Genomic DNA, 26,703 nt, shown 5'->3' on the forward strand with positions numbered 1-26,703 from the left:
CGCACCGCCTTGTAAGCGGCGCGCTGGTGACTCAGCCCATATGCAAGCCGCCGTTCAGCGAAAAATCAGCGCCCGTGGAGAAGCCCGACTCATCCGACGCGAGCCACGCGACGATCGAGCCGATTTCGTCCGGCCGACCCAGGCGGCGCACCGGAATTGTCGCCACGATCTTTTCCAGCACGTCCGGACGGATCGACTTGACCATGTCGGTGCCGATGTAGCCCGGCGACACGGTGTTAACCGTCACGCCCTTGGTGGCCACCTCCTGCGCGAGCGACATCGTGAAGCCGTGAATACCGGCCTTCGCGGTCGAGTAGTTGGTCTGGCCGAACTGGCCTTTCTGGCCGTTCACCGACGAGATGTTGATGACGCGGCCCCAGCCACGCTCGACCATGCCGTCGATCACCTGCTTCGTGACGTTGAAGAGGCTGGTCAGGTTGGTGTCGATCACCGCCGTCCAGTCTTCATGCGTCATCTTGCGGAACACGACGTCGCGCGTAATGCCGGCGTTGTTCACCAGCACATCGATCTCGCCGACTTCGGCCTTGACCTTCTCGAACGCGGCCTTGGTCGATTCCCAATCGCCGACATTGCCTTCGGACGCGACGAAATCGAAGCCCAGCGCTTTCTGCTCTTCGAGCCACTTCACGCGGCGCGGCGAATTCGGGCCGCAGCCCGCGATCACCTTGAAGCCCTCTTTGTGCAGTCGCTGGCAAATGCTCGTGCCGATACCGCCCATCCCGCCCGTTACGTACGCAATTCGCTGTGTCATAAACTACACTCCGTTATCGTTTTTCGAGGCGCCGACCGGCAACCTCTACCCTCGTCTGGTGCTTCATCTCCACTGCCGCCGGGCGACCGGCCGACGAGGCCACTGCTGATACCACGCGCCACCTGCTTCGCCGTGACGCGCGGCAACCTTGCCTGATGCCTGCCGGCCGGCGCCTCGCTGCGCCGGTCAGCGCGGCGTACTCAGGCGCGCTCGAGCGCCAGCGCCACACCCATGCCGCCGCCGATACACAGCGACGCCAAACCCTTCTTCGCATCGCGCTTCTGCATTTCGTGCAGCAGCGTGACGAGAATCCGGCAGCCGGACGCGCCGATCGGATGGCCGATCGCGATCGCGCCGCCGTTCACGTTGATCTTCGAGGTGTCCCAGCCCATCTGCTGATTCACGGCGCACGCCTGGGCGGCGAACGCTTCGTTGATTTCCATCAGATCCAGGTCGGCCGGCGTCCAGCCCGCGCGTTCCAGACAGCGGCGCGAAGCCGGCACCGGGCCCATGCCCATCACCTTCGGATCCAGACCGGAGGTCGCATACGCCTTGATGCGCGCGAGCGGCGTGAGGCCGAGCGCCTCGGCCTTCTTCGCCGACATCACCAGCACCGCCGCCGCACCGTCGTTCAGACCGGACGCATTGGCCGCCGTGACCGAGCCTTCTTTGGAGAACGCCGGCTTCAGGCTCGCCAGCGATTCCGCCGTCACGCCGTGACGCACGAATTCATCGGTAGCGAAACGCAGCGGCTCGCCCTTGCGTTGCGGGATCTCGACCGGCACGATTTCGTCGTTGAAACGGCCCGACTTCTGCGCGGCTTCCGCCTTGTTCTGCGAAAGCGCCGCGAACGCGTCCTGCTGTTCACGCGTGATGCCGTATTCCTTCGCGACGTTTTCCGCCGTCACGCCCATGTGGTACTGGTTGTACACGTCCCACAGGCCGTCGACGATCATCGAGTCGATCAGCTTCGCGTCGCCCATGCGGAAGCCGTCGCGCGAACCCGGCAGCACGTGCGGCGCGGCGCTCATGTTTTCCTGACCACCCGCGACGACGATGTCCGCGTCGCCCGCGATGATGGCGTTGGCCGCGAGCATGACCGACTTCAGACCCGAGCCGCATACCACGTTGATCGTCATGGCCGGCACTGCCGTGGGCAGCCCCGCCTTGATCTGCGCCTGACGTGCCGGGTTCTGGCCGGAACCGGCCGTCAGCACCTGCCCCAGAATCACTTCGCTCACCTGCTCGGGCTTCATACCGGCGCGTTCGAGCACGGCGCGGATCACCACTGCGCCGAGCTCGGGCGCGGCGATCTTCGCCAGCGATCCACCGAATTTGCCTACTGCCGTACGGGCGGCCGATACGATCACAACATCAGTCATTTCCATATCCTCCGGGCACGCCGGCCAACTGCGCCGCAGCCCGTCAAGTTAAAAATTCGTTGCTCTTACGCCCCTGCTCAATCGGACGCTCATTCACACCGCCAAACACCGCACCGTGAAGCGCGTTTTAACTTTACTCCCGTTGCCGCACGTAACGTCCCGGCGCGGGTTCGATGACCGGAAATTCGGCCGAGCCGGCCGTGGCGCGCGGCTTGACCTTCTTGCCGCCGTACTGATCGAGCCAGGTGGTCCATTCGGGCCACCAGCTGCCCGGCACTTCCGACGCGGCGTCGAGCCATTCATCGGCGCTCTGCGGCAACGTTCTGGCGTCGCCTTCGAGGGTCCAGTAACTGCGCTTTTTCTTCGCGGGCGGATTGATCACGCCGGCGATGTGCCCCGACGCGCCAAGCACGAACTTCAGCGGCCCGGTGAGTAGCGGCACCGATGCGTACGCGGTTTGCCACGGCACGATATGGTCTTCGCGCGACCCATAGATGAAGGTGGGCACGTCGATCTTCGACAGGTCGATCGGCTCGCCGCAGGTGGTCAGCGCACCCGGCTCGCGCAGCCGGTTCTCGAGGTACGTGTTGCGCAGATACCAGACGTACATCGGGCCCGGCAGGCTGGTCGAATCGCTGTTCCAGTACAGCAGATCGAACGGCACCGGCGTGCGTCCCTTCAGGTAATTGTCGACGACATAGTTCCACACCAGATCGTTCGGCCGCAGGAACGAGAACGTGTTGGCAAACTCGATGCCGCGCATCAATCCCGGCGCACCATTCTTGCCGCCGATGGTCTGCTCGCGCATCTGCACGTGCGCCTCGTCGACGAACACGTCGAGCACGCCCGTGTCGGAAAAGTCGAGCATCGCGGTGAGCAGCGTCATCGACGCGGCCGGGTGTTCGCCGCGCGCCGCGGCGACCGCGAGCGCGGTGGCGAGCATCGTGCCGCCGACGCAGAAGCCGAGCGTGTTGATCTGCTCGCGGCCGCTGATCTTGCTGACTGTCTCGATGGTGGTGAGCACGCCCTCGCCGATGTAATCGTCCCAGGTTTTATGCGCGATGGATTGATCCGCATTGCGCCATGAAATCAGGAACACCTGGTGTCCCGAATCGAGACCGTGCGCGACCAGCGAGTTCTCCGGCTGCAGATCGAGAATGTAGAACTTGTTGATGCATGGCGGCACGATCAGCAGCGGACGCTCGTGCACGGTAGCCGTACGCGGCTTGTACTGGATCAACTGCAGCAAGTCGTTCTCGAACACCACCGAGCCTTCGGTGTTCGCGAGATTCTCGCCGACCACGAAGCCCGATTCGTCGGTCTGCGAAATCTTGCCGCGCCGCATGTCGGCGAGCAGGTTCATCACGCCCTGGCGCAGGCTGTCGCCCTTGCTGTCGAGCAAGGTTTTTTGCGCTTCGGGATTCAACGCGAAGAAGTTGCTCGGCGAGGCCGCCGCGGTCCACTGCTGGATCGCGAAACGGATGCGCTCGCGCACCTTCGGTTCGATGTCGAGCGCGTCGACCATTTCCTGCAGATAGCGCGCGTTCAGCAGATACCAGGCGGCGGTGAATGCGTACGCGGGCGTCGCGCTCCATGCTTCGGCGCTGAAGCGGCGGTCCTTGAGCTCGGGCGCTTTGGCCGCCGACGAAGCGGCCTGCTGGATCAACTCCATCGCCTCGCGCGAATAGTCGGCTTGCAGTTTCTGCAGACGTTCAGTCGGAATCGCGGCGCTCGGGATATTCAGCCCGGCGAACGACGGCATGGACGGCATCGCGCCCGCGGCCAGTTTGCTGAAATCGGGCATGCCGGGAAACGACGGAATCTGGGGGAAGCCCATTTGCGGGGCGCCGGTCACCTGCGGCATCTGGGGCATGGAGAACGGCAGGCCGCCCACGCCGGGTGGCGTACCGAGCGAACGCCACCCGTTCATCCACGTGTCGAATAATTGCTGCATGCCGGCGGCGGGCGCTGCACCGCTCGTACCGGCCTGCTGCGTTTGCTCCGTCGAGGAGTCCGTGCTGGGGGAAGCTGAGGAATGAGAAGCTGCCATACCTGCTTTTGACCGGTAAGTCCTTGCGGACGGGTTGAGAGGCAGGTTCGTGCGCACGTGAGCGATTGCTCGCGACCTCGTCACGCCCTGTCCCATGTACGAGGAGCTCGTGAGGAACATTCTTGCTCCCCATCGCAAGGCATGTCAATGCTTGTTCCCGATTTTGCCGCAGTGCGATAGTTTTTTAATTATCGTTTTCCCTGTGTAGCAGATCGCGCTTTTGAAGTCTGGTGATTGGAGAGGGCCGCGACGAAAAAAGCTCCCAAATTGCATGGGCTTATGTGCGTTTATCCGTTCGCACGCAGACACTTTATGCGACAGATCTACGCCAGCCCCGCGAATTCCGGCAGCGCAGCAAAAATGCGCCGCGCGGCTCGGCACAAACCCGCATACGCGAGTCCGCGAAACGCGTGGCCCAGGCCACCGGCGCTCGCCAATGCAGCACATCCGCATGACGACGGATCGGTGTACGAAGCGTCCCCATGCGGGCGTGGATTTGTCTGAATCGCGAGCGGCGCAAGCCGCATTAGTCTGCGAGGGTCTGCGCCTGGTCGTCCAGCCAGATCAGCGCGGCCATACGGCCGGTCTCCCGATCGCGGCGATACGAATAGAAACGCTCGCGTTCGGTGACCGTGCAGAGATCGCCGCCGACGACGCGCGTCACGCCTAGCGTCTGCAGACGCAAGCGCGCCAGCACCGGGAGATTCGCGAGATATTTGCCGGGATTGCGCGGGTGCTCGACGAATGCGTTCGCCGTCGCGTCGCGTTGTGCGCCGTCGACACCGTTCATGAAGGCGTCACGCACGTCGGGGCCGACTTCGAACGCGTCGGGACCGATCGACGGCCCGAGATACGCATGCAGTGCGTGCGTTTCGACACCGGCGAGTTGCGCGACACGCTGCGCGGTCTGCTCGACAATACCCGCCGCGAGCCCGCGCCAACCCGCATGCGCCGCACCGACCGCGCGGCCCGCTGCGTCGCACAGCAGCACCGGCATGCAGTCGGCCACCATCACCACGCACACGGTGCCGGGGCGATCGGTGACGCTCGCATCGGCGCGCGTCGGCGTGCCGTCCGCCCGCGCCTGGGCGAGCACATCCTCAGCTCGCACTATGCTCGCGCCGTGAATCTGTTCGAGCCACGCGGCCTCGCTCACGCCCGCGAGATCGAGCAGCCGCTTGCGGTTCAGCGCGACCGCGGCCGGATCGTCACCGGCTTTCGTGCCGAGATTGAGGCCGCCGGGCTGGTCTGCGCCATTGCGCCAGCGGCCGAACGGCGGCTGACTCACACCGCCGTCGCGCGTCGTGACGAGCGCGCGCACGCGCGGCGACACGTTCCATGCCGGTTGCACGACATCGGCAAAGCTCAGCTCCGGCAGATTCGGGCTCATGCGTGATCGTCCTTGTCGTGATCGTCTGTGTCTTCGGCGTCGTCGTGATCGAGGGCGGCGTCTTCGTCATCATCCAGCGATGCGTCGTAGTCGTCCTCCTCATAGTACGTCTCGTCGAACTCGCCCGCGTCGTCGCGCCCCAGCCCGAGCGCCGCCGACAGCGCCTCCATGTCTTCCGGCACGTCGGCGCGCCATTGCATCGTGCGGCCGGTTTGCGGATGAATCAGCCCGAGCCGCCAGGCATGCAGCGCCTGGCGCGCGAAGCCGTCGGGTAGCGGCGTGACCGAGCGCTTGCCGCGCGCGCGTCCGTACACCGGATCGCCGAGCAGCGGATGGCCGATGTGCGCGCAATGCACGCGAATCTGATGGGTGCGGCCGGTTTCGAGGTCGCAGTGAATCGCGGTGACCGGCTGACGCTGCCAGATCGCCGAATCGACCCGGCGGAAATGCGTGCGCGCGGGCTTGCCCGACGCGCTCGTCACCACCGCCATGCGCGTGCGTTCGCGCGGATCGCGGCCGATCGGCGCGTCGATCGTGCCCTCTTCCGGCATGTTGCCCCACACCAGCGCGAGATAGCGGCGCTTCACCGTGCGCGCCTGCAACTGGCGCACGAGGTCGGTCTGCGCTTCGAGCGTGCGCGCCACCACCATCAGCCCGGAGGTCTCCTTGTCGAGCCGGTGCACGATGCCCGCGCGCGGCAGGCCAGCGGCGGCGTCGCCGTAGCGGTACAGCAGACCGTTCAGCATGGTGCCGCCCCAGTTGCCCGCCGCCGGATGCACGACCATGCCGGCCGGCTTGTTGATCACCACTAGCGTGTCGTCTTCGTAGACGATGTCGAGCGGCACCGGCTCGGGCGTGAAGGCAAGCTGCTCGGGCAGCAGATCGGGCACGAGCTCGATGGTCGCGCCGAGCGGCACCGGCTGACGGATCTTCGCCGGCTTGCCGTCGATGCGCACGCGCTCCCCTACGATCCAGCTTTGCAACCGGTTGCGCGAGAATTCGGGAAACACCCGCGCGAGCACCTTGTCGAGGCGCTCGCCGGCCAGTTCGTCGGGCACGACGACGCTGCGCGGGCTCTCGTCGGCGACGCGGCTCGCTACGGTCGGCACCATGGCCGGCGCGCCCGCGGCCGCGAGCGCGTCGCTGCCGAGATCGTCGTCGAGGGAATCGACGCCCAACGCGTCGGAGGGGTCAGCGCTTACGCTATAATCTTTGTTGCTATTCCCGGCGCCGGTTGCGGCGCCTGGAGTATTTGAGCGGGTCATTGAGTCTGGGTCACCTGGACGTAAAGCTAGACTGGAAAATGCGAGCCTTGAACACCATCACTGAAGCGGCGATCAATTTGGCGGCCATCAAGAAGGCGGCCCGGAAAGTGGCCGGATACATTGCGTGTGCCGCAGCCGTCGTCGCCGTTGCGGCTTGCCACGGCCTGCCGGAGAAGACCGACGAAACGGCAACGTGGAACAACAACAAATTATATACGGAGGCGAACGACGCCTTGTCCGGTGGTGATTTCGGCAAGTGCGCGAAATACTTCGAAATGCTCGAAGGCCGTGACCCGTTCGGCCATTTCGCCCAGCAGGCGCAGATCAACGTCGCGTACTGCAACTGGAAAGACAACGAAAACGCCGCCGCCGACACGGCGATCGACCGCTTCATCCAGCTGCACCCGGATCATCCGGACATCGCTTACGCGTACTACCTGAAGGGCATGATCCACTTCAACGACGACCTCGGTCTGTTCGGCCGCTTCTCCGGCCAGGATATGAGCGAGCGCGATCCGAAGTCGCTGCGCGAGTCATACGACGCGTTCAAGGTGGTGGTCGACCGGTTCCCGAAGAGCAAGTATGCGCCGGATGCCGCGCAACGCATGCGCTACATCGTGAATGCGCTGGCCTCTCACGAGGTTCACGCGGCGGATTACTACTATCGCCGTGGCGCGTATGTCGCAGCGATCAACCGCGCGCAACTGGCGCTGCGGGAGTACAAGAACGCACCGGCTATCGAAGATGCGCTGCACATCATGATGCTGTCGTATCAGAAACTGAATCAGCCGCAATTGGCCGACGATACCAAACGTGTGCTGGCCGGCACCTTCCCCGACAGCCCGTACATCACGGGCCACGCACGGCCGGGTACGCAGAAGTCGTGGTGGCAGTTCTAACGCGCCACGCACTGAATCCCAGCTGGAAATAAAAACGCCACGACTCCGGTCGTGGCGTTTTTACTTGTGCGAGCCGCCTGCCTCGTTCGGATACAGGCGGCCGATAACGGCCGTGACCGTAAGCGGCGCTCAGTCCCGCTCGAACAACGCGATCGATTCCACGTGCGACGTGTGCGGGAACATATTCACCACGCCCGCGCCGACCAGCCGATAACCGGCCTCATGCACGAGCAGGCCCGAATCGCGCGCCAGCGTCGCCGGCGCGCACGACACGTAGACGATGCGTTTCGGCAGTGGCCCGTTGCCGCTCTGCGCGATCTCCACCAGCGCCTTTGCGACGGCCAGCGCGCCTTCACGCGGCGGGTCGATAAGGAATTTGTCGAAATGGCCAAGCGCGCGCAGGTCGTCGGCGGTGACTTCGAACAGATTGCGGCACGCGAACGACGTATGCCCCGCCACACCATTGAGCTCAGCGTTGGCGAGCGCCCGCGTGGTCAATACTTCGCTGCCCTCGATGCCCACCACTTCCTTCGCGACCCGCGCAAGCGGCAGCGTGAAGTTGCCGATCCCGCAGAACAAGTCGAGCACGCGATCGGTGCGCGCCGGCGCCAACAGACGCAAGGCCCGGCTGACCAGCACGCGGTTGATCGCGTGATTCACCTGGGTGAAGTCGGTCGGCTTGAATGGCATGCGGATGTCGTATTCCGGCAGCGTGTAGTCGAGTTGCACGTCGAGCGGATAGAGCGGCGTGACCGTGTCCGGGCCGCCCGGCTGGAGCCAGAACTGCACCTTGTGCTCGTCGGCGAAATCGCGCAGCACCTGTTCGTCGGCGGCGGTGATCGGTTCGAGGTTGCGCACCACCAGCGCCGTGACCGACGAGCCCACCGCCAGTTCGAGTTGCGGCATGCGGTCGTAGATCGACAGCTTGCGAATCATGAAACGCAGCGGCATCAGCATCGCCGAGACATGCGGCGGCAGCACATCGCACGTCTTCATGTCGGCGATGTAGCTGCTCTTCTTCTCGTGGAAGCCGATGCGCATCCCGCCCTTCTCCGGCAGAAAACGCACGGCGAGGCGCGCACGATAGCGATACCCCCAGGCCGGCCCGTGAATCGGCCGGAACACCGTTTCGGGGCGCAGCTTCGCCAGATGCTGCAGGTTGTCTTCGAGCACGCGCTGCTTGACCGCGACCTGCGCGCGGATATCCACATGCTGCATCGAGCAGCCGCCGCAGATATCGAAGTAGGTGCACTTCGGCTTGGTGCGGATCACACTCTCGCGGAACACCTGAACGACTTCGGCTTGCTCGAATTTCGGCTTGCTGCGATGCGTCGAGTAGCTGACGCGTTCGCCGGGCAAAGCGCCTTCGACGAAAATCACCTTACCGGGCGTGCCGTCTTCGGTCTCGGTGCGGCCGACGCCGCGCGCTTCCATATCGAGCGAAACGATTTCGATGACCGGTTCATTGCCGGTGATGACGGGCGCTGGCACCGGCGCCTTCTGGTATTTCGAGGGGCGCTTCGGCGAGCGACGATGGGGGGCAGTTCGGGACACCTGCGACTTCCTGACAGACTTGGGGAAAGGCGAGATTGTAGACGAAGCGCTGCCGTAGCCGGCCACGCTCGCGATTCACCTTTGTGTCGTCAACCGCGGCGGCGGCCGGCGAACCGGCGCGGCGCCCCGTCGGCCGGTTCTGGCTGCCGGACAGTGCGACACTATTGCTCGAACGCCGCCAGATACTCGGCCCATTGCGGCGCGACTTCCAGCGCCAGCGCGTTCTTGACCAGATTGATCTCATCAGCATACTCCGCCGCCGAAAACGCGCCGCGGATCAACTGGAACCGGCAATACAGCAGATACGTATTGACGACGTCGGTCTCGCAGTAATTACGGATTTCCTCGACGCGGCCATCCTGATAAGCGTGCCACACCTGGCTGCCGTCCATGCCCATCTTGCCGGGGAAGCCGCACATCTTGGCGAGCGCGTCGAGCGGCGCGTTGGCGCGCGCCTGGTACATCGCGAGCACGTCCATCAGATCCGTATGACGCGCGTGATAGCGGCTGATGTAGTTGTTCCACTTGAACTCGCGGTCGTCCTCGCCGAGATCCCAGAAGCGGCTGGCGGGAATGCCGTTGACCAATGCCCGATAGTTCAGCACTGGCAGGTCGAATCCGCCACCGTTCCACGACACGAGCTGTGGCGTGTACTTCTCGATCACGCGATAGAACGACTGGATCAGCGCGGCCTCGCCATCTTCCAGCGTGCCGAGCGAGCGCACGCGAAAACCGTTGTTGTCGCGGAACACGCAGGAAATCGCGGCGATCCGCTGCAGATGATGCGGCAGGAAATCGCTACCGGTCTTTTCTCGGCGCGCGGCGAACGCGTGCTCGGCGACTTCGGCGTCGCTCAGCGTGGGAGGCAAATCTTCGAGGCGGCGAATGCCGGCGACATCGGGAATCGTCTCGATGTCGAAAACAAGAATCGGAGTCATCAGGTTATAGAACGGCGTCCTTCCGAACACCGTTGGAGGCGAAGAAGCGCTTCAGACGCACGAGCGCTTCCTGTTGGATCTGACGCACACGCTCGCGCGTGAGGCCCATTTCGTCGGCCAGTTCTTCGAGCGTGGCGGGTTCGATGTGATTGAGCCCGAAGCGGCGCTCGATCACATGACGATGCTTGTCCGACAGGCGCGCGAGCCATGCCCGCGTGAGTGTTTCCAATTCGCGATGTTGCACTTCGGCATCCGGCGACTGGCTCTGGTCGTCAGACAGCAGATCGAGCAGGCTGCTCGCCGGATCGAGATCGAGCGGCGCATCCAGCGAGGCCGTGTGCTCGTTCAGCGCGAGAATGTCGGTGACTTCGTCGGTCGTCTTGCCGGTCAGATAGGCGATGTCGTCGATGCTGGCGTCGCGGCGCTCGGCGGCTTCCCCGGAATTCATCGAATTTTTTTCCAGATGGCGCTTCGCGCGCAACACCTGGTTGAGCTCACGAATCACGTGCACCGGCAAGCGCACGGTGCGCGCCTGGTTCATGATCGCGCGTTCGATGCTTTGACGAATCCACCAGGTCGCATAAGTCGAAAAGCGGAAGCCGCGCGTCGGATCGAATTTTTCGATCGCGTGCATCAGGCCGAGGTTGCCCTCTTCGATCAGATCGAGCAAGGGCACACCGCGATTCAGATAACCCTTCGCGATACTGACGACCAGCCGCAGATTACGCTCGATCATCACCTGCCGCGCATCGAACTCGCCCGCCTTGGCAAGACGCGAATATTTCTGCTCCTCTTCGACCGTGAGAAGCGGCTTCACGCTGATGCGATTCAGATAATGCTGGATGGTGTCGGCCGTCAGCTCGGCTTGCAGTAGCGCGCGAAAATCGTCCGCATCCGGCGCTGCTTCGCTCGCACCTTCACGGGCGTCGCCGGCTTCCTCAGCGCCGCTCTGACGCTCGTCGAGATCGCGTTCTTCCGCGATCTCTTCTTCCACTTCCGAAGCGCCGCTTTCGTCCACCGCAGCGGACGTGGCTTGGCTGATCGTTTCAGACTCGGCTTGCGGCGGGCGGCGCTTCGATTTCGGCATGGTCGTATCGCTTATTGCGGCGGCAAATACTTCAGTGGGTCGACAGGTTTACCCTGACGGCGAACTTCGAAATGCAACATCACACGGTCGGAATCACTATTGCCCATCTCAGCGATCTTCTGCCCTTTCGTCACCGCGTCTCCCTCTTTTACCATCAAAGCGCGGTTGTGTGCATACGCGGTGAGATAAGTTGCGTCATGCTTGATGATAATGAGATTGCCGTAACCACGCAGCCCATTTCCGGCATAGACCACGCGGCCATCCGCGGAAGCCTTCACCGGGTCGCCTGCGGCACCACCGATATTGACACCTTTGTTTGTCGAATCGTTGAACGTGCCGAGCAGCGGACCACGCACCGGCCACGCGAACGCGACGTTGCCGGATGCGCTATTGACCGAGTCGCTGGCGGCGTTCGGATTGGCCGGCGGGCTCACGGCCGGATTGTTCGCAGTCGCGCCGTACAGCGGCGGCACGGCGGCGCCGGCTGCGGCGCCCGTCGATGCACCCCCGAGCGGCGCACTCTGCACCGCGCCAGTGCCGCCGATCGGCGCGGTCGCGACACCCGGCGTCAGCCCGGCCGTATTCGCACCCGGCGGCACGACGCGCAACAGTTGATCAACCTCGATCTGATTCGGGTTGGTCAGATTGTTCCACGTCGAAATATCGCGGTAGTTCTGGCCGTTCTCCAACGCAATCCGGTACAGCGTGTCGCCCGGCTTCACGCGGTAGTAACCGGGCGGCGGCGGGCCGAGCGGCACGGCCGGCTGCGCGGCCTGGGTGCCGAGCACGCCGCCGCCTGAGCGGTCGACGACAGGCGCCTGATCGAGCCGGGAAGCACAAGCCGTCATCAACAGGGATAAGGCGAGCACGCACACGCTACGCTGGGTTACGGTCATGGGGGCATTCAGGCTGGTTCTTTGCATCGCGCGCAACATACTCATCGGTGTCAAATCACTCCGGATTTTAAGGGTACAAAGAAAACGCGATCAAGCCGCGACTCGCGCCATTGCGCGGGCCCGAGGCGCTCGACCAGCGTCAGCACCTGGTTCTGGCCGTCCTGCGAGCCGACCGGCGCAACCAGACGGCCGCCGATCGCGAGTTGTTCAAGCAAGGCCTGCGGCACGTCGAGTCCGGCCGCGGCGATCACGATCGCATCGAACGGCGCCGCCGACGGCAACCCGAGCCGCCCGTCGCCGTAATGCAACCGTATGTTCGGAATGCGCAACGGCCGCAGATTCGTCTTCGCGCGCTCGGACAGCGGCTTGATGCGTTCGATCGAATACACCTCGCGCGCGACCTGGCTTAGCACCGCGGCCTGATAACCGCAGCCCGTGCCGATTTCGAGCACGTTGGTCAACGCGCGGCCGGCCGCGGCCAGTTCGATCATTCGCGCGACCACCGAGGGCTTGGAGATCGTCTGGTGATGACCGATCGGCAACGCCGCATCTTCGTACGCCTGGGCCGCGAGGCCCGGGTCGACGAACATGTGGCGCGGCACCACCGACATCGCGTTCAGCACGCGCTGATCGGTCACGCCGTTCGCACGCAGGCGTTCGACCATCCGTTCGCGGACCCGTTCCGAAGTCAGCGCCAATGCGCCGCTCAACGCGACGTTCGGCGCCGTCATGCGTTCGTTGGCGCGGGCGGCGGGTTTGGCGGGCGGTGCGGATTGCAGCGCGGTGCGTGCAGTCGGGCTCGGCTTATGCGCGGCCTTGCCGTGTGGGGTCACTATTGCGGGCTTGGCCGACGGTTTGATCGATGACGACAGCAATGTCGACGGCGCGGCCTGCGGCTTCGGCTGAGTAATGGCTGCCGATTGGCCCGGCGCTCTCGCTTGCGGCACGGCTTGAGCCTTGGGCTGAAGCGCGCTCGGCGCTTTGCCCGGCGTTCTCGCTTGCGGCTTCGCCGGCTGCTGACGCGCATTCAGCGCCGCGCTCGCGGCGAGCGCCGCGGCGCGCACTTCGCCCGGGCGCCCTTCGGGCCGGCGCGGTTCGCGCACCAGGTCCTCGAGGCCGAGCGGAAAGCGCTTGGCGCGCTCGCTCGTCATGAAGCGCCGCTGCCGGCGCGCGCCCAGTCGCGCGCCGCGGGCAGCATTTGCGTGTGGGTCAGGTCGAGCTGCAGAGGCGTGATCGACACACGGCCGTTGACGACCGCGTGGAAATCGGTGCCTTCGCTCGCGTCACGCGCACTGCCCGACGGACCGATCCAGTAGATCGGCTCGCCGCGCGGGTTGGTCTGGCGGATCACCGGCTGCGATGGATGCCGCTTGCCGAGACGCGTGATACGCCAACCGTCGAGCTGGTCGTAAGGCAGGTTCGGAATGTTGACGTTCAGCAATGGATGTCCGGGCAGCGGTTGCTCGAGATAATGCTTGACGATGTCGGCCGCGACACGGGCGGCGTCTTCGAGATGCACCCAGTCCTTGTCGACGAGCGAGAACGCGATGGCCGGCACGCCGAACATGATGCCTTCGGTGGCGGCCGCGACCGTGCCCGAATAGAGCGTGTCTTCGCCCATGTTCTGGCCGTTGTTGATGCCCGAGACCACCAGATCGGGCGTATGGTCGAGCATGCCCGTCAACGCGATGTGCACCGAGTCGGTGGGCGTGCCGTTCACGTAATAGAAGCCATTGGCCGAGCGCAGGACCGAGAGCGGCCGCGACAACGTCAACGAATTCGACGCGCCGCTGCAATTCTGTTCGGGGGCCATCACGGTGACGTCCGCAATCGGCTTGAGCGCTTCGTAAAGCGCGGCAAGGCCCGGCGCCAGGTAACCGTCGTCATTGCTGAGTAGGATTCGCATGCGGCGATTGTAACCGAGGAAAGATGGCACGCGAACGACACGGCGGCTACGCGCGCGCCGTTGCGACGCGTGCATGCAACGTTTGCGATGAACGATCCTGGAGCGCTCGTCGCTCATGCACCGCACGATAAAAACGCACGATCGTGCTGATTGTTTTACACTCGGACTGCTTGCGAAAGTCTGCGAATGTTTGCGAACCCTGATCGATATGGAGACACGATGCGCGCGATTCGCTGTAATCAATACGGGCCGCCGGAGAGCCTGGTCGTCGACGACCTGCCGGACCTCGTGCCGCCACCCGGCCACGTCGTGATCGACGTCAAAGCCGCAGCCGTCAACTTCCCCGACGTGCTGATCATCGAAAACAAATACCAGTTCAAACCACCCCTGCCCTTCACGCCCGGCTCGGAAGTCGCGGGCGTCGTGCGTGCGGTCGGTGAAGGTGTGACGCAGTTCAAGCCCGGCTCGCGTGTGGTCGCGTACACCGGTTCGGGCGGCTTCGCCGAACAGGCGCTGGCGCCGGCCGCGGGCTGCGTGCCGCTCGCGGAGGGCGTCGAGTTCGACGTGGCCGCGGCGTTCACGCTTGCGTATGGCACCTCGCATCACGCGGTGGTCGACCGCGGCGCGTTGCAGGCCGGCGAAACGATGCTGGTGCTGGGCGCGGCAGGCGGCGTCGGGTTGGCGGCCGTCGAGATCGGCAAGGCGCTCGGCGCGCGCGTGATCGCAGCGGCGTCGAGCGACGAGAAGCTCGCCACCTGCGTCAAACACGGCGCGGACGCGACCATCAACTACAGCACCGAAGATCTGCGTGAGCGCATCAAGGCACTCACCGACGGCAAAGGCCCGGACGTGATCTACGATCCGGTCGGCGGTGTGTATGCTGAACCGGCGTTTCGCAGCATAGGCTGGCGCGGGCGCTATCTGGTGGTCGGTTTCGCGAACGGCGAAATCCCGAAGTTGCCGCTCAATCTGACGCTGCTCAAGGGCGCGAGCGTGGTTGGTGTCTTCTGGGGTGATTTCGCAAAGCGCGAGCCGCAGCGCAATCACGCCGCGTTCGAGCAGATGACCGGCTGGATCCGCGAAGGCAAGCTCAAGCCGTACGTGTCCGCCCGCTATTCGCTCGATGACACCGGCCGCGCATTGCGCGATATGGCCGAGCGTCGCGTGATCGGGAAGGTGGTGATTACGCCTTGAGTGAGGGCGTGTTTGATCGATGGCAAAGCGATGCCGGATCGAGCGAGCGGCACAAACGGAAACGGCGTGGGGTTTGAAAAACCGCACGCCGTTTTTTATCGGGCGCCCACGCCGGCGGCGACTAGAGTTTCTCTGTCTCGCCGGTCTTCGGCTGCCACTTCATCAGGCGCCGCTCGCCTATGCCGACTATTGCGTCGAGCACCAGTGCGAACGCGGTCAACACCAGAATTCCCGCGAACACGGTATTGATATCGAAGGTGCCTTCGGCTTGCAGAATCAGATAGCCGACGCCGCGCGCCGAACCGAGATACTCGCCCACCACGGAGCCGACGAACGCCAGGCCGACCGACGTATGCAAGCTGGAAAACACCCAGCTCATCGCGCTCGGCAAATAGACGAAGCGCAGCAACTGCTTGCGGTTCGCGCCGAGCATGCGCGCGTTCGCGAGCACGACCGGACTGACTTCCTTCACGCCCTGGTAGACGTTGAAGAAGACGATAAAAAACACCAGCGTCACGCCCAACGCCACCTTCGACCAGATCCCCAAACCAAACCACACGCCGAAGATCGGCGCGAGAATCACGCGCGGCATCGAGTTGGCGGCTTTCACGTACGGATCGAACAACGCGCTCGCGAGCGGCGCGAGCGCGAGCCACAGACCGACGCCGAGTCCGAGCGCGGTACCGAGCACGAACGCGAGCACGGTCTCGACCAGCGTAATCCATAGATGCAGATAGATCTCGCCGCCCGTGAACCACTCCCAGATCCGCTGCAACACCTTCTGCGGCTCGCCGAAGAAGAACGCGGCCTTGTCAGGATCGTCGAAATAGAACGCCGGCAGCAGCGTCGGGCTGGTCAGCACGTACCAGAGCACGAAGCACAGCACGAGCAGCAGCCATTGCCAGATCACCAGATTCGCCCGCCTCGGGCGTAACGTCTTCCACATGATTCGGTTTGCCTTGGACGATTGAAACAACGCGCTGGGCGAGGCGCGCATACGCGCGCGCGGCACAGCGCCAGACGACACGCGCGTTTAAACCGCGCTGAGTTGCTGCTGATACCCCTTGAGCACCTCATCACGCAGCACGCTCCAGATCTGCGCATGCAGCTCGACGAAGCGCGGATGCGCACGAATTTCCGCGACGTCGCGCGGACGCGGCAAATCGATCGTGAATTCGCCGATTGGATGCGTGCCCGGCCCCGCCGACAACACCACCACGCGATCGGACATCGCAATCGCCTCGTCGAGATCGTGCGTGATGAACAACACCGCCTTGCGTTTGGCGGCCCACAGGTCGAGCAGTTCGTTTTCCATCAACTGGCGCGTCTGGATATCGAGCGCGGAAAACGGCTCGTCCATCAGGATGATGTCCGGATCCAGAATCAGCGTCTGCGCCATCGCGACGCGCTTGCGCATGCCGCCCGAGAGTTGATGCGGATAACGGTCGCCGAAGCCGCCGAGACCGACGCGCTTTAACCACTCGTCGGCTTTGGCGCGCGCTTGCGGCGCCGGCACGCCTTGAAACGAAAGGCCGGCCATCACGTTGTCGATCGCCGAGCGCCACGGCATCAACGCGTCGGCCTGGAACATGTAGCCGGCGCGCCGGTTGATGCCGTCGAGCGGCTCGCCGAACACGCTGACCGAACCCGAGGACGGCGTCAGCAAGCCCGCGCCGACGTTCAGCAGCGTGGACTTACCGCAACCGGTCGGACCGACCACCGAGACGAACTCGCCCGGCGCGATGCGCAATGTGGTGTCCTTGACTGCCGTGTAGCGCTGCGCGCGGTTATCGCGCGCGGCGAACGTGCAGGTGATGTTGTCGAGCGCCAGAGCGGCTACGGTCATCGTTCGGCTCGCTTGTTCGAAGATCGGTTGTGGATGAGGGAGGTGTCGTAGCGGCGACGTGAAATCGCGTTGCGCCCGGAGCTGCGCGAGCGGGGCGAGCCCACCCAACGCCTCGTCTGCCCTGCCTCGCGTGCGTCTGCCCGAGCGCGCTTTACGCCTTGACCGTGCTCAGCGCTTTTTTCACGAAGTCGTTGGTCCAGGCCTTCGACAGATCGATCGGCTTGCCCTGCATATTCGGATCGAACGCCTGCAAGGTCTTCAGCGACGTCGCGGGACCGTCGGCGGGCATCAGGCCGTCGGGCGACATCGCTTCCTTCACATGCTGCCACGCGTCCAGATACACCGCGCGATCACCAAGCAGATAGCCTTCCGGCACCGTGTTGATCAGCTCGCTGCCGGTCGATGCCTGCAGCCACTTGAGCGCGCGCACCATCGCGTTGGTGAGCGCCTGCGTCGTGTTCGGATTCTTCGTAATGAAGCTCTGCGACGCGTACAGGCAGCCCGCCGGCATGTTGCCGCCGAACACGCTGCGCGTATCGGCGAGCGTGCGCGTGTCGGACACGACGCGGATCTCGCCGGTGCGCTCGAGCTTGGTCATGACCGGATCGAGATTGGCAAGCGCATCGATCTGCCCCGACTGCAGCGCGGCGATCGCCCCGGCGCCCGCGCCCACGCCGATGAACGCGACATCCTTCGCGCTCAGCCCGGCCTTCGCGAGCACGAAGCTCGCCATGATCGAGGTCGAGGAACCCGGCGCCGTCACGCCGATCTTCTTGCCCTTGAGATCGGCGATGGATTTGTAGTTCGGCATCGTCTTCTTCGATACCGCCAGCACGATCTGCGGCGCGCGCCCCTGCAGCACGAATTCGCGGAACATCTGCTTCTGCGCCTGCAGCAGCAGCGTGTGTTCGAACGCGCCGGAGACCACGTCCGCGCTGCCGCCGACCGCGGCCTTCAATGCTTGCGAGCCGCCGGCGAAATCGGAAATCTCGACGTCGAGGCCTTCGTCCTTGAAGTAATTGCGACGCTCGGCAATCGTCAGCGGCAGGTAGTAGAACAGGTTCTTGCCGCCGACCGCGATCGCTACTTTGGTGGTTTCGGGTTTGCCTTGCGCGAAAGCGAGCGGCGAAGCCGCCAGCGTCGCGCCCGCGAGCGCGGCACTACCGGCGAGGAAGGTTCTGCGTTGCATGGTCTGTCGTCTCCGAACTTTTGTTGTGCGGCTTTTTTGAAGCTTTTTTTCGCGGCTGCTCGCGGTTGCCCTTCACCTGCTTTCGCAGCCACTTTCGCAGCGGTTTTTATCGCTGCCGTGTTTTCTTGCGCGGCGCTCGTGGGCGCCGCGTTCGTGTCCCGCGTCGCGCGACTGCTTGTGTCGCGCCAAGCTTCACACTATTTGTTGCGCATGCAGCCTTGCGATGTCGTCAGCATCATAACCTAGCGATTGCAGGACTTCATCGGTATGTTCACCCAGTTCGGGACCCAGCCAGCGCGTCTCGCCCGGTGTCGCCGACAGCTTCGGCGTGACCGACGGCAGCGTGATTTCCTTGCCGTCCTGCCACTTGAAGCGCTGGATCATCTGGCGCGCCATGAACTGCGGATCGGTGAACATATCCGCCACGCTATAGATGCGGCCAACCGGCACGTCGGCCGCGTTCAGCACCGCGAGCGCTTCGTCGATGGTGCGCGTGGCGAGCCACGCGGCAATCGCGCCGTCGATCTCCTGCGTGCGCGGCACGCGCCCGTCGTTATGCGCGAGCCCCGGATCGTTCGCGAGGTCCTCGCGTTCGATCGCCACCATCAGACGCTTGAAGATCGGATCGCTGTTACCGCCGATCACGATGCTGCCGTCGCGGCACGGATACGTGTTCGACGGCACGATGCCCGGCAGCGATGCGCCGGTGCGCTCGCGCACTATGCCGTACACGCCATATTCGGGCACCACGCTTTCCATCATGTTGAAGACGGCCTCGTACAGCGCGACGTCGACGACCTGCCCTTTGCCGCCGTTGACCTGCTTGTGATGCAGCGCCATCAGCGCGCCGATCACGCCGTGCAGCGCGGCGATCGAATCGCCGATCGAAATGCCGATGCGCGGCGGCGGCAAATCCGGATACCCGGTGATATGCCGCAAGCCGCCCATCGACTCGGCGATCGCACCGAAGCCGGGCCGGTCACGATACGGGCCGGTCTGGCCATAGCCGGACAGACGCACCATCACGAGGCCGGGGTTGTCCGCGGACAGCACGTCGTAACCGAGTCCGAGTTTCTCCAGCAGACCCGGCCGGAAATTCTCGACGACGATGTCCGCTTCTTTGGCGAGGCGACGCACGATCTCCTTGCCCTCTTCGGCCTTCAAATTGATCGTGACGGACTTCTTATTGCGCGCCTGCACGGCCCACCACAGCGAGGTGCCGCCGACTTCCGGATAGAGCTTGCGCCATTTGCGCAGCGGATCGCCGCCTCCAGGGTCTTCGATCTTGATCACGTCGGCGCCGAACTCGCCGAGAAAACGCGCGGCGAACGGGCCCGCGATCAGCGTGCCGAGTTCCAGCACCTTGACGCCAGCGAGCGGGCCGCGCGGTGCCTGACTCTGGCCGTCATGTGCGGCGCTCGCGTCTGCTTCGGGGGTAGCGCTCATGTGTCTCCTTTCTTCTGGTCCTGACCTGCACGGTTTCAACGTGTGCGGTCATCACGATACCGGGTGCGGCTGCGGCTCGCGCCCGATGCCGCGCCCGCTGCCTGCTCAGCGCGACGCGCGGGCCACCGTAGTTTTACATCGAACGCCGGTCGAGCATCGCGCGGGCGATCGTGCCGGCGTCGACATACTCCAGCTCGCCGCCCACCGGCACACCGCGCGCGAGACGCGTGACGGCGAGACCGCGCGCCTTGAGCGTCTGCCCGAGGTAGTGCGCGGTCGCTTCGCCTTCGTTGGTGAAATTGGTCGCGAGCACGACTTCCTTGACGACCCCATCCGACGCGCGCCTGACGAGCCGGTCGAAATGAATCTCCTTCGGGCCGATGCCGTCGAGCGGACTCAGCCGCCCCATCAGCACGAAATACAGCCCGCGGTAGGTCATGGTCTGCTCGAGCATGATCTGATCGGCAGGCGTTTCGACGACACACAGCAGCGTCGGATCGCGCTCCTCATCGAGGCAGACTTCGCAGATCTGCGCTTCCGTAAAGGTGTTGCACTTCTCGCAGTGCTTCAGATGCTCGGTCGCGAACAGCAACGAGCGGCCGAGCTTCTCGGCGCCCTCGCGATCGTGCTGCATCAGGTGATACGCCATGCGTTGCGCGGACTTCGGCCCAACTCCGGGCAGCGCGCGCAGCGCTTCGACGAGCGCCGACAAGGCGGAAGGTTGTTTCATGCGGATCGGCGTCGAAGTGGATGATGCCCGTGATGGATGCGGATAGCGATGCGGTGAATTCGGTCAGTCGTTGTCTGCCGGCGCGGTCATGGTCAGGAGGCCTGCGCCCTCGCGTCTGACGGACGGTTCGAGCGACCCGGCGCGCACCGATGCGAATGGACGGCGCATACGGGACGCGCGCTGCGTTCAGGCCGTTCGGTTCGCACCTTGCCTTGGCGCGTGCCGCTCGGCGCTGGCGGTCAACATGCTCCGTTCGCGCCGCGGCGGCAGCAGCCGCGGCGCTCACGTGCGTGGCGACAGTGTCGTTCAGAACGGCAGCTTGAAGCCCGGCGGCAGCGGCAGACCCGAGGTCATGCCGCCCATCTTTTCCTGGGCGGTGGCTTCGGCCTTGCGCACGGCGTCGTTGAACGCGGCCGCGACGAGGTCTTCCAGCATGTCCTTGTCGTCGGCGAGCAGGCTCGGGTCGATCGACACGCGGCGCACGTCGTTCTTGCAGGTCATCGTCACCTTCACGAGACCCGCGCCCGACTGCCCCTCGACTTCGATCAGCGCGAGTTGCTCCTGCATCTTCTTCATGTTTTCCTGCATCTGCTGGGCTTGCTTCATCAGCCCGGCGAGTTGGCCTTTCATCATGGACATGCTCCTTCTTGATAGCGTGAAATCTGGAAATCCGGTTTGCTACAGCGGAAAAACGCGGCGAATCAGTGGGCCGGCGCCGCGCCGTTCGCGGCGGCGTCCGGTGTAATCGGGCGGATCGAGCCGGGCACGATGCTCGCGCCGAACTCGCGGATCAGCGATTGCACGAACGGATCGGCGCCGATCTCACGCTCCGCTTCCTGCTGACGCTGCGCGCGCATCGCGGCGTCGTGCGCGGCGGCGGTGCGGCGCGCCGCACCGACTTCGACCAGCACGTCGACCTGCCGGCCGAGCCTTTCCGCCAGCGCGGCCTTCAGTTTAGCGACCTGCGACGCTTCCGCGTACTGCGGCACCGGCACATTCAGTTTGAGTGTGCTGCCGTCGAGCGCCATCAGCTCACTGTTGAACGCGAGCTGATACGAAATGCCCTTGAGCGGCAGATCGGCGGCGAGCGCGGGCCAGTCGCCGTTGAAACCCAGCGGATCGAGCGGCACGGCGGCCGGCAGCGGCCGCGAGTCGAGCACCGGCGCTGCCGCGGCGGTGGCCGGCGGGTTCACGCGGACATCGTCGGGACCGCGGTCGAACACGGGCATGTAGTCGTCGTCGGGCGGCCCAAAATAGCCATCGTCCGATGCCGGGATCGGCATGTAATCGTCGGGCGGCATGTCATCCCACGGCGGCATCGACGAGCCGTTCTGCTCTGCGCCATTGCGCTGAGCCGGTGGCGACGGCGCACCGGCGGCCGGCGCGGCATCCTGCTGCGGCGCGCGGCGCGGCGCACCAGGCGTCGGCACCGGGACGACCACGCGCGGCGCTGCCGGCTTCGGCGCGACCGGCGCTGCGGGCTTCGCAGCCGCCGCCGAAGTGGCACGGCCACGGTCCGACGATACTTTCAGACCGGCGCTGCGCAAGACGTCAAGTGCGGCGCTCGCGCCGCCCGCACGGCGCGGCGCGGCATCGGCTGCGGGCGCTGCCCGCTCGGCGGGCTCTTGCCGGCCGGCTGCGGCCTGCTCCGTGCGTGCGAGCGCGGCAGTGGCCGGTGCGGTGAGCGCAGAGGCCGATGTTGGGTCGTTGAGAGCGGACGCGACGGGCGCTTCGTTTGAGGTCGCGTGGTTGAGGGTGACATTGGCTGCGGCGGCTGCGTTTGCGTTCGCGTTCGCGTCGTCGAAGTGAGCGTGTGTGGCGGGTGGATTGCCCCCCGCGTCAACGAAGTTCGCGTTTGCGGAACCCTCATTAGAAGCCGTATCGCCGGGCGCGTCGTCCCATGGTGCCAACGCGGGCGCTGCACTCGCGACAGTTATTGCGGGCGTAGCGTTTGACGACGGAACCGCTTCCCCGACAGCCTTCATCGGCTCGGCGACGACTCCCGCTTCGGCATTCGGTGATTGCAGCGTCGCGGCGTCTTGCGCAGTATCTTCCGATGCCGACCGCGCGCTGATTGCACGAGTAGTTTGCTCCACTGCGGCCGCCGCGGATTCGGCCGCGGCACGTGTCATCGCGCCGTTGTCCGCCATCGCGCTTCCAGCCTGCGAACCACGAATCGCCGCACTGGCGCCTGGCGCTTCATGTGCATTGGCTGGCGCACTCGTCGGCATCGGCGCAGCCGCCACCGGCGAACCCGACAAGGCTCGCAAGGCCGACACCGTCGATGCCCCCGTGCGCGTCGCACCGCCCACGCTCGCCTGGCCAGCCGCGCGCGCCCCACCCGCCGCACCACCGCCACCGGTAGGCGCAGGCTCGAACGCCAGCATCCGCAGCAGGGTCATCGTGAAGCCGGCGTACTCGTCCGGCGCGAGGCCCAGCTCGTTCCGGCCGATGGTCGCGATCTGATAGAACAATTGCACCTGCTCGGCGCTCAACGCGTCGGCAAAGCGGCGCAGATCGCCGGCCTCGGGCCACTCGTCCAGCACCGACGACGGCGCGAACTGCGCCCACGCGATCCGATGCAGCAAGCTCGCCAGATCCTGCAAGGCCGTCGAAAACGACAGGCTGCGTAATGCCATCTCGTCGGCGACCGCCAGCACCGCCGCGCCGTCGCCGTCCGCCAGCGCGTCGAGCAAGCGGATCAGATAGCTCTGGTCGAGCGCGCCGAGCATGCCGCGCACCGCCTCTTCATTCACCTGATTGGCGGAGTAGGCAATCGCCTGATCGGTCAGCGACAACGCATCGCGCATCGAACCATCGGCGGCACGCGCCAGCAGGCGCAGCGCCTGGGCGTCGTACGGCACATTCTCCTCGCCGAGAATGTGCTCGAGATGCGAGACGATATGACCCGCGGGCATCTGCTTGAGGTTGAACTGCAGACAGCGCGACAGCACCGTGACCGGAATTTTCTGCGGATCGGTGGTGGCGAGAATGAACTTGACGTGTGACGGCGGCTCTTCCAGCGTCTTCAGCATCGCGTTGAAGGCGTGGTTGGTGAGCATGTGCACTTCGTCGATCATGTAGACCTTGAAGCGCGCGTCGACCGGCGCATACACCGCACGCTCCAGCAGCGCCGCCATTTCGTCGACACCGCGATTGCTCGCCGCGTCCATCTCCACATAATCGACAAAGCGCCCCTCGTCGATCTCACGGCATGCACGGCATACGCCGCACGGCGTGGAAGTCACACCGGTTTCGCAATTCAGCGCCTTGGCGAAGATACGCGACAGCGTGGTCTTGCCGACGCCGCGCGTGCCGGTGAACAGATAGGCATGGTGCAGACGGCCGCCGTCGAGCGCATGCGTGAGCGCGCGCACCACGTGCTCCTGTCCGACTAGCGACGCGAAATCCTTCGGCCGCCATTTGCGTGCGAGAACTTGATAGGTCATCCGGAAATTGTATCAGTAACGATGCCGCTCAAAACCAGCACATGAGGGCGTCGCGCCGCTTCATTGAACCCGGCTACCGGACTGATAGAAAAAAATAGATGGAGCGCGCGAAAGACAACGGCGACATGACCGCATGCACCTGAAATGGCGACGCTAAGGGTAAATCACGAGTTCGAAGAGGGTGCGGAGAAACCCGCGAAGACACAAACAGAAGAAACAGACAATGCAAGAAAAAGGAAGGTGACGAGCCCGACCCTCGGCACTGGTGGAAAACGGCTGTGGCTGCTTCGTTCCCGACCTGACCAGATTGACCATCCCTCCATGCGAGGAGGCCCGTCACGAAACATTCTATCACCGCTTGGCCCATCGCGCGACTGTTAATACGAGCAAAGCGGACTCGATGCGCGAATCAGGCTCTTCGCTCCATATAGCAGTCGCCCGGCGCGGGCGTCTGCGGAGGTACTTGAGTTCGCCGCGCCAGCCACCAGATACAGTGCATCGCAGTGACTGGAACGTCGTGGCACTTCACCGGCAGCCGTTGGCCCCACTGCCCCTGATGAGTACTATCGCCCCCGGCAACGCATAGCGAATTAAGCTAAACTGCCGTACGAATGACCCGCATGCGCGTGCCTTCCGCGCATTCCAGGAGAAGGGATCGTGTTTTTCCTGGCGTGTCGGCAAGGCTGCGCGTGCGGCAAAGCGAACAGAAGTTTCCTTAGGTTTTCACGTATCGTGGCGAGCAATTCAGGCGGGCCTCGAACCGATAGAGGTATTCATACAATGAGCGAACAAATCAAGCATATTAGCGACGCATCGTTCGAACAGGACGTCGTGAAATCCGACAAACCCGTGCTGCTCGATTTCTGGGCCGAATGGTGCGGTCCGTGCAAGATGATCGCGCCGATCCTCGACGAAGTCGCGAAGGATTACGCTGATCGCCTGCAAATCGCCAAGATCAATGTCGACGAGCATCAATCGACGCCGGTCAAGTTTGGCGTGCGCGGCATCCCCACGCTGATCCTGTTCAAGAACGGCGCTGTCGCCGCGCAGAAGGTCGGCGCATTGTCGAAGTCGCAACTCACCGCGTTCCTCGACGGCAACCTGTAAAGCAAGCGGCGCATAGCGGCGCGCCCGCAGTCCGCTTGACGGGCGAGCGCGTCGAGATGAGCGTGTTGTCAGCCGGCAACACGCTCGACAAGAAAGATGCCATCACGCCGCACTGGCGGAAATTGGCGTGTGCTATGCTAGAATCCGCAAAACGTCGAAAAGACGTGTAAGTCCTTGAGCGGTTCCGCTCACTCTCCTCCCAGATTTCATTTCGTCGCACCTTCTCCTGCGGGTTCTCCGTATGCATTTATCCGAGCTTAAGACTCTGCACGTGTCCGAATTGATCGAGATGGCCAATGGCCTCGAGATCGAAAGTGCGAACCGCCTGCGCAAGCAGGAACTGATGTTCGCCATCCTAAAAAAACGAGCCAAAACGGGCGACACGATCTTCGGCGACGGCACGCTCGAAGTGCTGCCGGACGGCTTCGGCTTCCTGCGTTCGCCGGAAACCTCGTACCTCGCCAGCACGGATGATATTTACATCAGCCCGTCGCAAATCCGCCGCTTCAACTTGCATACGGGCGACACGATCGAAGGCGAAGTGCGTACGCCGAAAGACGGCGAACGCTATTTCGCGCTGGTGAAGGTGGACAAGGTCAACGGCCAGCCGCCGGAAGCCTCGAAGCACAAGATCATGTTCGAGAACCTGACGCCGCTGCACCCGAACAAGGTGCTGCTGCTCGAGCGCGAAATGCGCGGCGAGGAAAACGTCACGGGCCGCATCATCGACATGATCGCGCCGATCGGCAAAGGCCAGCGCGGCCTGCTGGTCGCATCGCCGAAGTCCGGCAAGACCGTGATGCTTCAGCACATCGCCCACGCGATCAAGCAGAACCATCCCGACGTGGTGCTGTTCGTGCTGCTGATCGACGAACGCCCTGAAGAAGTGACCGAAATGCAGCGTTCAGTGGCCGGCGAAGTGATCGCCTCCACGTTCGACGAACCCGCTGCGCGTCACGTGCAGGTCGCCGAAATGGTGATCGAAAAAGCCAAGCGCCTCGTCGAAATGAAGAACGACGTGGTGATTCTGCTCGACTCGATCACGCGTCTCGCGCGCGCCTACAACACCGTCGTGCCGGCCTCGGGCAAGGTGCTGACGGGTGGTGTCGACGCCAACGCGCTGCAACGTCCGAAACGCTTCTTCGGCGCGGCGCGCAATATCGAGGAAGGCGGTTCGCTCACCATCATCGGTACGGCGCTGATCGAAACCGGCAGCCGCATGGACGACGTGATCTACGAAGAATTCAAGGGCACCGGCAACATGGAAGTGCACCTGGAGCGCCGTCTCGCCGAGAAGCGCGTCTACCCGTCGATCAACCTGAACAAGTCCGGCACGCGCCGTGAAGAACTGCTGATCAAGCCCGAAGTTCTGCAAAAGATCTGGGTGCTGCGCAAGTTCATTCACGATATGGACGAAGTCGAGTCGATGGAATTTCTTCTCGACAAGATCCGCCAGACAAAGAGCAACTCTGAGTTCTTCGACATGATGCGTCGCGGCGGCGGCAGCTAAGGCCTCGCGCCGGCATAGCTGCATCGGCCGTCCTGCATGAAAAAACCGCTCGTCGATGACGAGCGGTTTTTTTTCGTCCGCAGAGTTTGCACC

22 protein-coding genes and 1 other RNA gene are annotated in these 26,703 nt (G+C 64.2%); 4 read left to right on the forward strand and 19 right to left on the reverse strand.

Features of this window, described 5'->3' with window-relative positions:
- Positions 1-31 precede the first annotated feature (31 nt).
- From B0G69_RS15585 to B0G69_RS15610, 5 genes are all read right to left on the reverse strand, one after another.
- Positions 32-772, reverse strand: a complete 741-nt coding sequence (locus B0G69_RS15585) for a 3-ketoacyl-ACP reductase (protein ID WP_121318345.1) — start codon at positions 770-772, stop codon at positions 32-34.
- 200 nt (positions 773-972) lie between these two features.
- The gene (locus B0G69_RS15590) at positions 973-2,154 is read right to left on the reverse strand and encodes an acetyl-CoA C-acetyltransferase (protein WP_121319455.1); all 1,182 of its coding nucleotides are present in this window, start codon (positions 2,152-2,154) and stop codon (positions 973-975) included.
- 133 nt (positions 2,155-2,287) lie between these two features.
- Complete coding sequence (gene phaC / locus B0G69_RS15595) at positions 2,288-4,108, reverse strand: class I poly(R)-hydroxyalkanoic acid synthase (RefSeq protein ID WP_199731275.1); 1,821 nt, start codon at positions 4,106-4,108, stop codon at positions 2,288-2,290.
- A gap of 622 nt (positions 4,109-4,730) precedes the next feature.
- The gene (pgeF, locus tag B0G69_RS15605) at positions 4,731-5,594 is read right to left on the reverse strand and encodes a peptidoglycan editing factor PgeF (RefSeq protein WP_121318351.1); all 864 of its coding nucleotides are present in this window, start codon (positions 5,592-5,594) and stop codon (positions 4,731-4,733) included.
- Complete coding sequence (locus B0G69_RS15610; protein WP_121318353.1) at positions 5,591-6,859, reverse strand: RluA family pseudouridine synthase; 1,269 nt, start codon at positions 6,857-6,859, stop codon at positions 5,591-5,593. Before B0G69_RS15610 ends, pgeF begins: the two co-directional genes overlap by 4 nt.
- 38 nt (positions 6,860-6,897) lie before the next feature.
- Between B0G69_RS15610 and B0G69_RS15615 the strand changes: the two genes are divergently transcribed.
- Positions 6,898-7,758, forward strand: a complete 861-nt coding sequence (locus B0G69_RS15615) for an outer membrane protein assembly factor BamD (protein ID WP_121318355.1) — start codon at positions 6,898-6,900, stop codon at positions 7,756-7,758.
- A 129-nt stretch (positions 7,759-7,887) separates the two neighbouring features.
- Here B0G69_RS15615 and rlmD read toward each other — a convergent pair whose 3' ends face one another.
- From rlmD to surE, 6 genes are all read right to left on the reverse strand, one after another.
- Positions 7,888-9,312, reverse strand: a complete 1,425-nt coding sequence (gene rlmD, locus B0G69_RS15620; RefSeq protein ID WP_121318357.1) for a 23S rRNA (uracil(1939)-C(5))-methyltransferase RlmD — start codon at positions 9,310-9,312, stop codon at positions 7,888-7,890.
- A 161-nt stretch (positions 9,313-9,473) separates the two neighbouring features.
- Positions 9,474-10,250, reverse strand: coding sequence for a 3'-5' exonuclease (locus tag B0G69_RS15625; protein WP_121318359.1), 777 nt, complete (start codon positions 10,248-10,250; stop codon positions 9,474-9,476).
- A 4-nt stretch (positions 10,251-10,254) separates the two neighbouring features.
- The gene (rpoS, locus tag B0G69_RS15630) at positions 10,255-11,337 is read right to left on the reverse strand and encodes an RNA polymerase sigma factor RpoS (protein WP_121318361.1); all 1,083 of its coding nucleotides are present in this window, start codon (positions 11,335-11,337) and stop codon (positions 10,255-10,257) included.
- Between the two features lie 11 nt (positions 11,338-11,348).
- Complete coding sequence (locus B0G69_RS15635; protein WP_121318363.1) at positions 11,349-12,278, reverse strand: peptidoglycan DD-metalloendopeptidase family protein; 930 nt, start codon at positions 12,276-12,278, stop codon at positions 11,349-11,351.
- Between the two features lie 5 nt (positions 12,279-12,283).
- Positions 12,284-13,384: a protein-L-isoaspartate(D-aspartate) O-methyltransferase gene (locus B0G69_RS15640; protein ID WP_121318365.1), complete on the reverse strand. Its 1,101-nt coding sequence runs from the start codon at positions 13,382-13,384 to the stop codon at positions 12,284-12,286.
- Positions 13,381-14,139 (reverse strand): 5'/3'-nucleotidase SurE, encoded by a 759-nt coding sequence (gene surE, locus B0G69_RS15645; RefSeq protein WP_121319457.1) that lies wholly within the window; start codon positions 14,137-14,139, stop codon positions 13,381-13,383. The genes B0G69_RS15640 and surE overlap by 4 nt, the downstream gene beginning before the upstream one ends.
- Positions 14,140-14,358: 219 nt before the next feature.
- On the opposite strand from surE, the gene B0G69_RS15650 reads away from it, so the two are divergent.
- The gene (locus B0G69_RS15650; RefSeq protein ID WP_121318367.1) at positions 14,359-15,333 is read left to right on the forward strand and encodes an NADPH:quinone oxidoreductase family protein; all 975 of its coding nucleotides are present in this window, start codon (positions 14,359-14,361) and stop codon (positions 15,331-15,333) included.
- Positions 15,334-15,454: 121 nt separating this feature from the next.
- Here B0G69_RS15650 and B0G69_RS15655 read toward each other — a convergent pair whose 3' ends face one another.
- The 8 genes from B0G69_RS15655 to ffs all read right to left on the reverse strand — a co-directional run bounded on the left by B0G69_RS15655 (position 15,455) and on the right by ffs (position 24,331).
- Entirely contained in the window at positions 15,455-16,279 is an 825-nt protein-coding gene (locus B0G69_RS15655; protein ID WP_121319459.1) for an ABC transporter permease, read from the reverse strand.
- An 87-nt stretch (positions 16,280-16,366) separates the two neighbouring features.
- Entirely contained in the window at positions 16,367-17,179 is an 813-nt protein-coding gene (locus B0G69_RS15660) for an ABC transporter ATP-binding protein (protein WP_121318369.1), read from the reverse strand.
- A 151-nt stretch (positions 17,180-17,330) separates the two neighbouring features.
- Positions 17,331-18,368 carry an ABC transporter substrate-binding protein gene (locus B0G69_RS15665; protein ID WP_121318371.1) on the reverse strand — a complete coding sequence of 346 codons (1,038 nt, stop codon included), beginning with the start codon at positions 18,366-18,368 and terminating at the stop codon, positions 17,331-17,333.
- 192 nt (positions 18,369-18,560) lie between these two features.
- The gene (locus tag B0G69_RS15670; protein ID WP_121318373.1) at positions 18,561-19,814 is read right to left on the reverse strand and encodes a CaiB/BaiF CoA-transferase family protein; all 1,254 of its coding nucleotides are present in this window, start codon (positions 19,812-19,814) and stop codon (positions 18,561-18,563) included.
- 133 nt (positions 19,815-19,947) lie between these two features.
- Positions 19,948-20,544 carry a recombination mediator RecR gene (recR, locus tag B0G69_RS15675; protein ID WP_121318375.1) on the reverse strand — a complete coding sequence of 199 codons (597 nt, stop codon included), beginning with the start codon at positions 20,542-20,544 and terminating at the stop codon, positions 19,948-19,950.
- 306 nt (positions 20,545-20,850) lie between these two features.
- Positions 20,851-21,177: a YbaB/EbfC family nucleoid-associated protein gene (locus tag B0G69_RS15680; RefSeq protein ID WP_007182071.1), complete on the reverse strand. Its 327-nt coding sequence runs from the start codon at positions 21,175-21,177 to the stop codon at positions 20,851-20,853.
- A gap of 68 nt (positions 21,178-21,245) precedes the next feature.
- Positions 21,246-23,993 carry a DNA polymerase III subunit gamma/tau gene (locus B0G69_RS15685; RefSeq protein ID WP_121318377.1) on the reverse strand — a complete coding sequence of 916 codons (2,748 nt, stop codon included), beginning with the start codon at positions 23,991-23,993 and terminating at the stop codon, positions 21,246-21,248.
- Positions 23,994-24,232: 239 nt separating this feature from the next.
- Positions 24,233-24,331: signal recognition particle sRNA small type (gene ffs / locus B0G69_RS15690), an RNA gene on the reverse strand.
- Positions 24,332-24,773: 442 nt separating this feature from the next.
- On the opposite strand from ffs, the gene trxA reads away from it, so the two are divergent.
- Both trxA and rho read left to right on the forward strand, forming a co-directional pair.
- Positions 24,774-25,100 carry a thioredoxin TrxA gene (gene trxA, locus B0G69_RS15695; RefSeq protein WP_006048864.1) on the forward strand — a complete coding sequence of 109 codons (327 nt, stop codon included), beginning with the start codon at positions 24,774-24,776 and terminating at the stop codon, positions 25,098-25,100.
- A gap of 241 nt (positions 25,101-25,341) precedes the next feature.
- Positions 25,342-26,610 carry a transcription termination factor Rho gene (gene rho / locus B0G69_RS15700; protein ID WP_006048863.1) on the forward strand — a complete coding sequence of 423 codons (1,269 nt, stop codon included), beginning with the start codon at positions 25,342-25,344 and terminating at the stop codon, positions 26,608-26,610.
- Positions 26,611-26,703: the final 93 nt, after the last annotated feature.

This window comes from Paraburkholderia sp. RAU2J (genome assembly GCF_003634845.1).
Lineage (GTDB): Bacteria > Pseudomonadota > Gammaproteobacteria > Burkholderiales > Burkholderiaceae > Paraburkholderia > Paraburkholderia fynbosensis.

What these genes read in the sequence shown, in the direction of transcription:
- rpoS (WP_121318361.1), bottom strand. Translation starts at nt 11,337, where the DNA reads ATGCCGAAATCGAAGCGCCGCCCGCCGCAAGCCGAGTCTGAAACGATC.
- phaC (WP_199731275.1), bottom strand. Translation starts at nt 4,108, where the DNA reads ATGCAGCAATTATTCGACACGTGGATGAACGGGTGGCGTTCGCTCGGT.
- B0G69_RS15610 (WP_121318353.1), bottom strand. Translation starts at nt 6,859, where the DNA reads ATGACCCGCTCAAATACTCCAGGCGCCGCAACCGGCGCCGGGAATAGC.
- rho (WP_006048863.1), top strand. Translation starts at nt 25,342, where the DNA reads ATGCATTTATCCGAGCTTAAGACTCTGCACGTGTCCGAATTGATCGAG.
- B0G69_RS15590 (WP_121319455.1), bottom strand. Translation starts at nt 2,154, where the DNA reads ATGACTGATGTTGTGATCGTATCGGCCGCCCGTACGGCAGTAGGCAAA.
- trxA (WP_006048864.1), top strand. Translation starts at nt 24,774, where the DNA reads ATGAGCGAACAAATCAAGCATATTAGCGACGCATCGTTCGAACAGGAC.
- B0G69_RS15665 (WP_121318371.1), bottom strand. Translation starts at nt 18,368, where the DNA reads ATGCAACGCAGAACCTTCCTCGCCGGTAGTGCCGCGCTCGCGGGCGCG.
- B0G69_RS15625 (WP_121318359.1), bottom strand. Translation starts at nt 10,250, where the DNA reads ATGACTCCGATTCTTGTTTTCGACATCGAGACGATTCCCGATGTCGCC.
- B0G69_RS15615 (WP_121318355.1), top strand. Translation starts at nt 6,898, where the DNA reads ATGCGAGCCTTGAACACCATCACTGAAGCGGCGATCAATTTGGCGGCC.
- B0G69_RS15635 (WP_121318363.1), bottom strand. Translation starts at nt 12,278, where the DNA reads ATGAGTATGTTGCGCGCGATGCAAAGAACCAGCCTGAATGCCCCCATG.
- B0G69_RS15585 (WP_121318345.1), bottom strand. Translation starts at nt 772, where the DNA reads ATGACACAGCGAATTGCGTACGTAACGGGCGGGATGGGCGGTATCGGC.
- surE (WP_121319457.1), bottom strand. Translation starts at nt 14,139, where the DNA reads ATGCGAATCCTACTCAGCAATGACGACGGTTACCTGGCGCCGGGCCTT.
- B0G69_RS15685 (WP_121318377.1), bottom strand. Translation starts at nt 23,993, where the DNA reads ATGACCTATCAAGTTCTCGCACGCAAATGGCGGCCGAAGGATTTCGCG.
- B0G69_RS15655 (WP_121319459.1), bottom strand. Translation starts at nt 16,279, where the DNA reads ATGTGGAAGACGTTACGCCCGAGGCGGGCGAATCTGGTGATCTGGCAA.
- B0G69_RS15650 (WP_121318367.1), top strand. Translation starts at nt 14,359, where the DNA reads ATGCGCGCGATTCGCTGTAATCAATACGGGCCGCCGGAGAGCCTGGTC.
- B0G69_RS15640 (WP_121318365.1), bottom strand. Translation starts at nt 13,384, where the DNA reads ATGACGAGCGAGCGCGCCAAGCGCTTTCCGCTCGGCCTCGAGGACCTG.
- recR (WP_121318375.1), bottom strand. Translation starts at nt 20,544, where the DNA reads ATGAAACAACCTTCCGCCTTGTCGGCGCTCGTCGAAGCGCTGCGCGCG.
- B0G69_RS15680 (WP_007182071.1), bottom strand. Translation starts at nt 21,177, where the DNA reads ATGATGAAAGGCCAACTCGCCGGGCTGATGAAGCAAGCCCAGCAGATG.
- pgeF (WP_121318351.1), bottom strand. Translation starts at nt 5,594, where the DNA reads ATGAGCCCGAATCTGCCGGAGCTGAGCTTTGCCGATGTCGTGCAACCG.
- B0G69_RS15670 (WP_121318373.1), bottom strand. Translation starts at nt 19,814, where the DNA reads ATGAGCGCTACCCCCGAAGCAGACGCGAGCGCCGCACATGACGGCCAG.
- B0G69_RS15660 (WP_121318369.1), bottom strand. Translation starts at nt 17,179, where the DNA reads ATGACCGTAGCCGCTCTGGCGCTCGACAACATCACCTGCACGTTCGCC.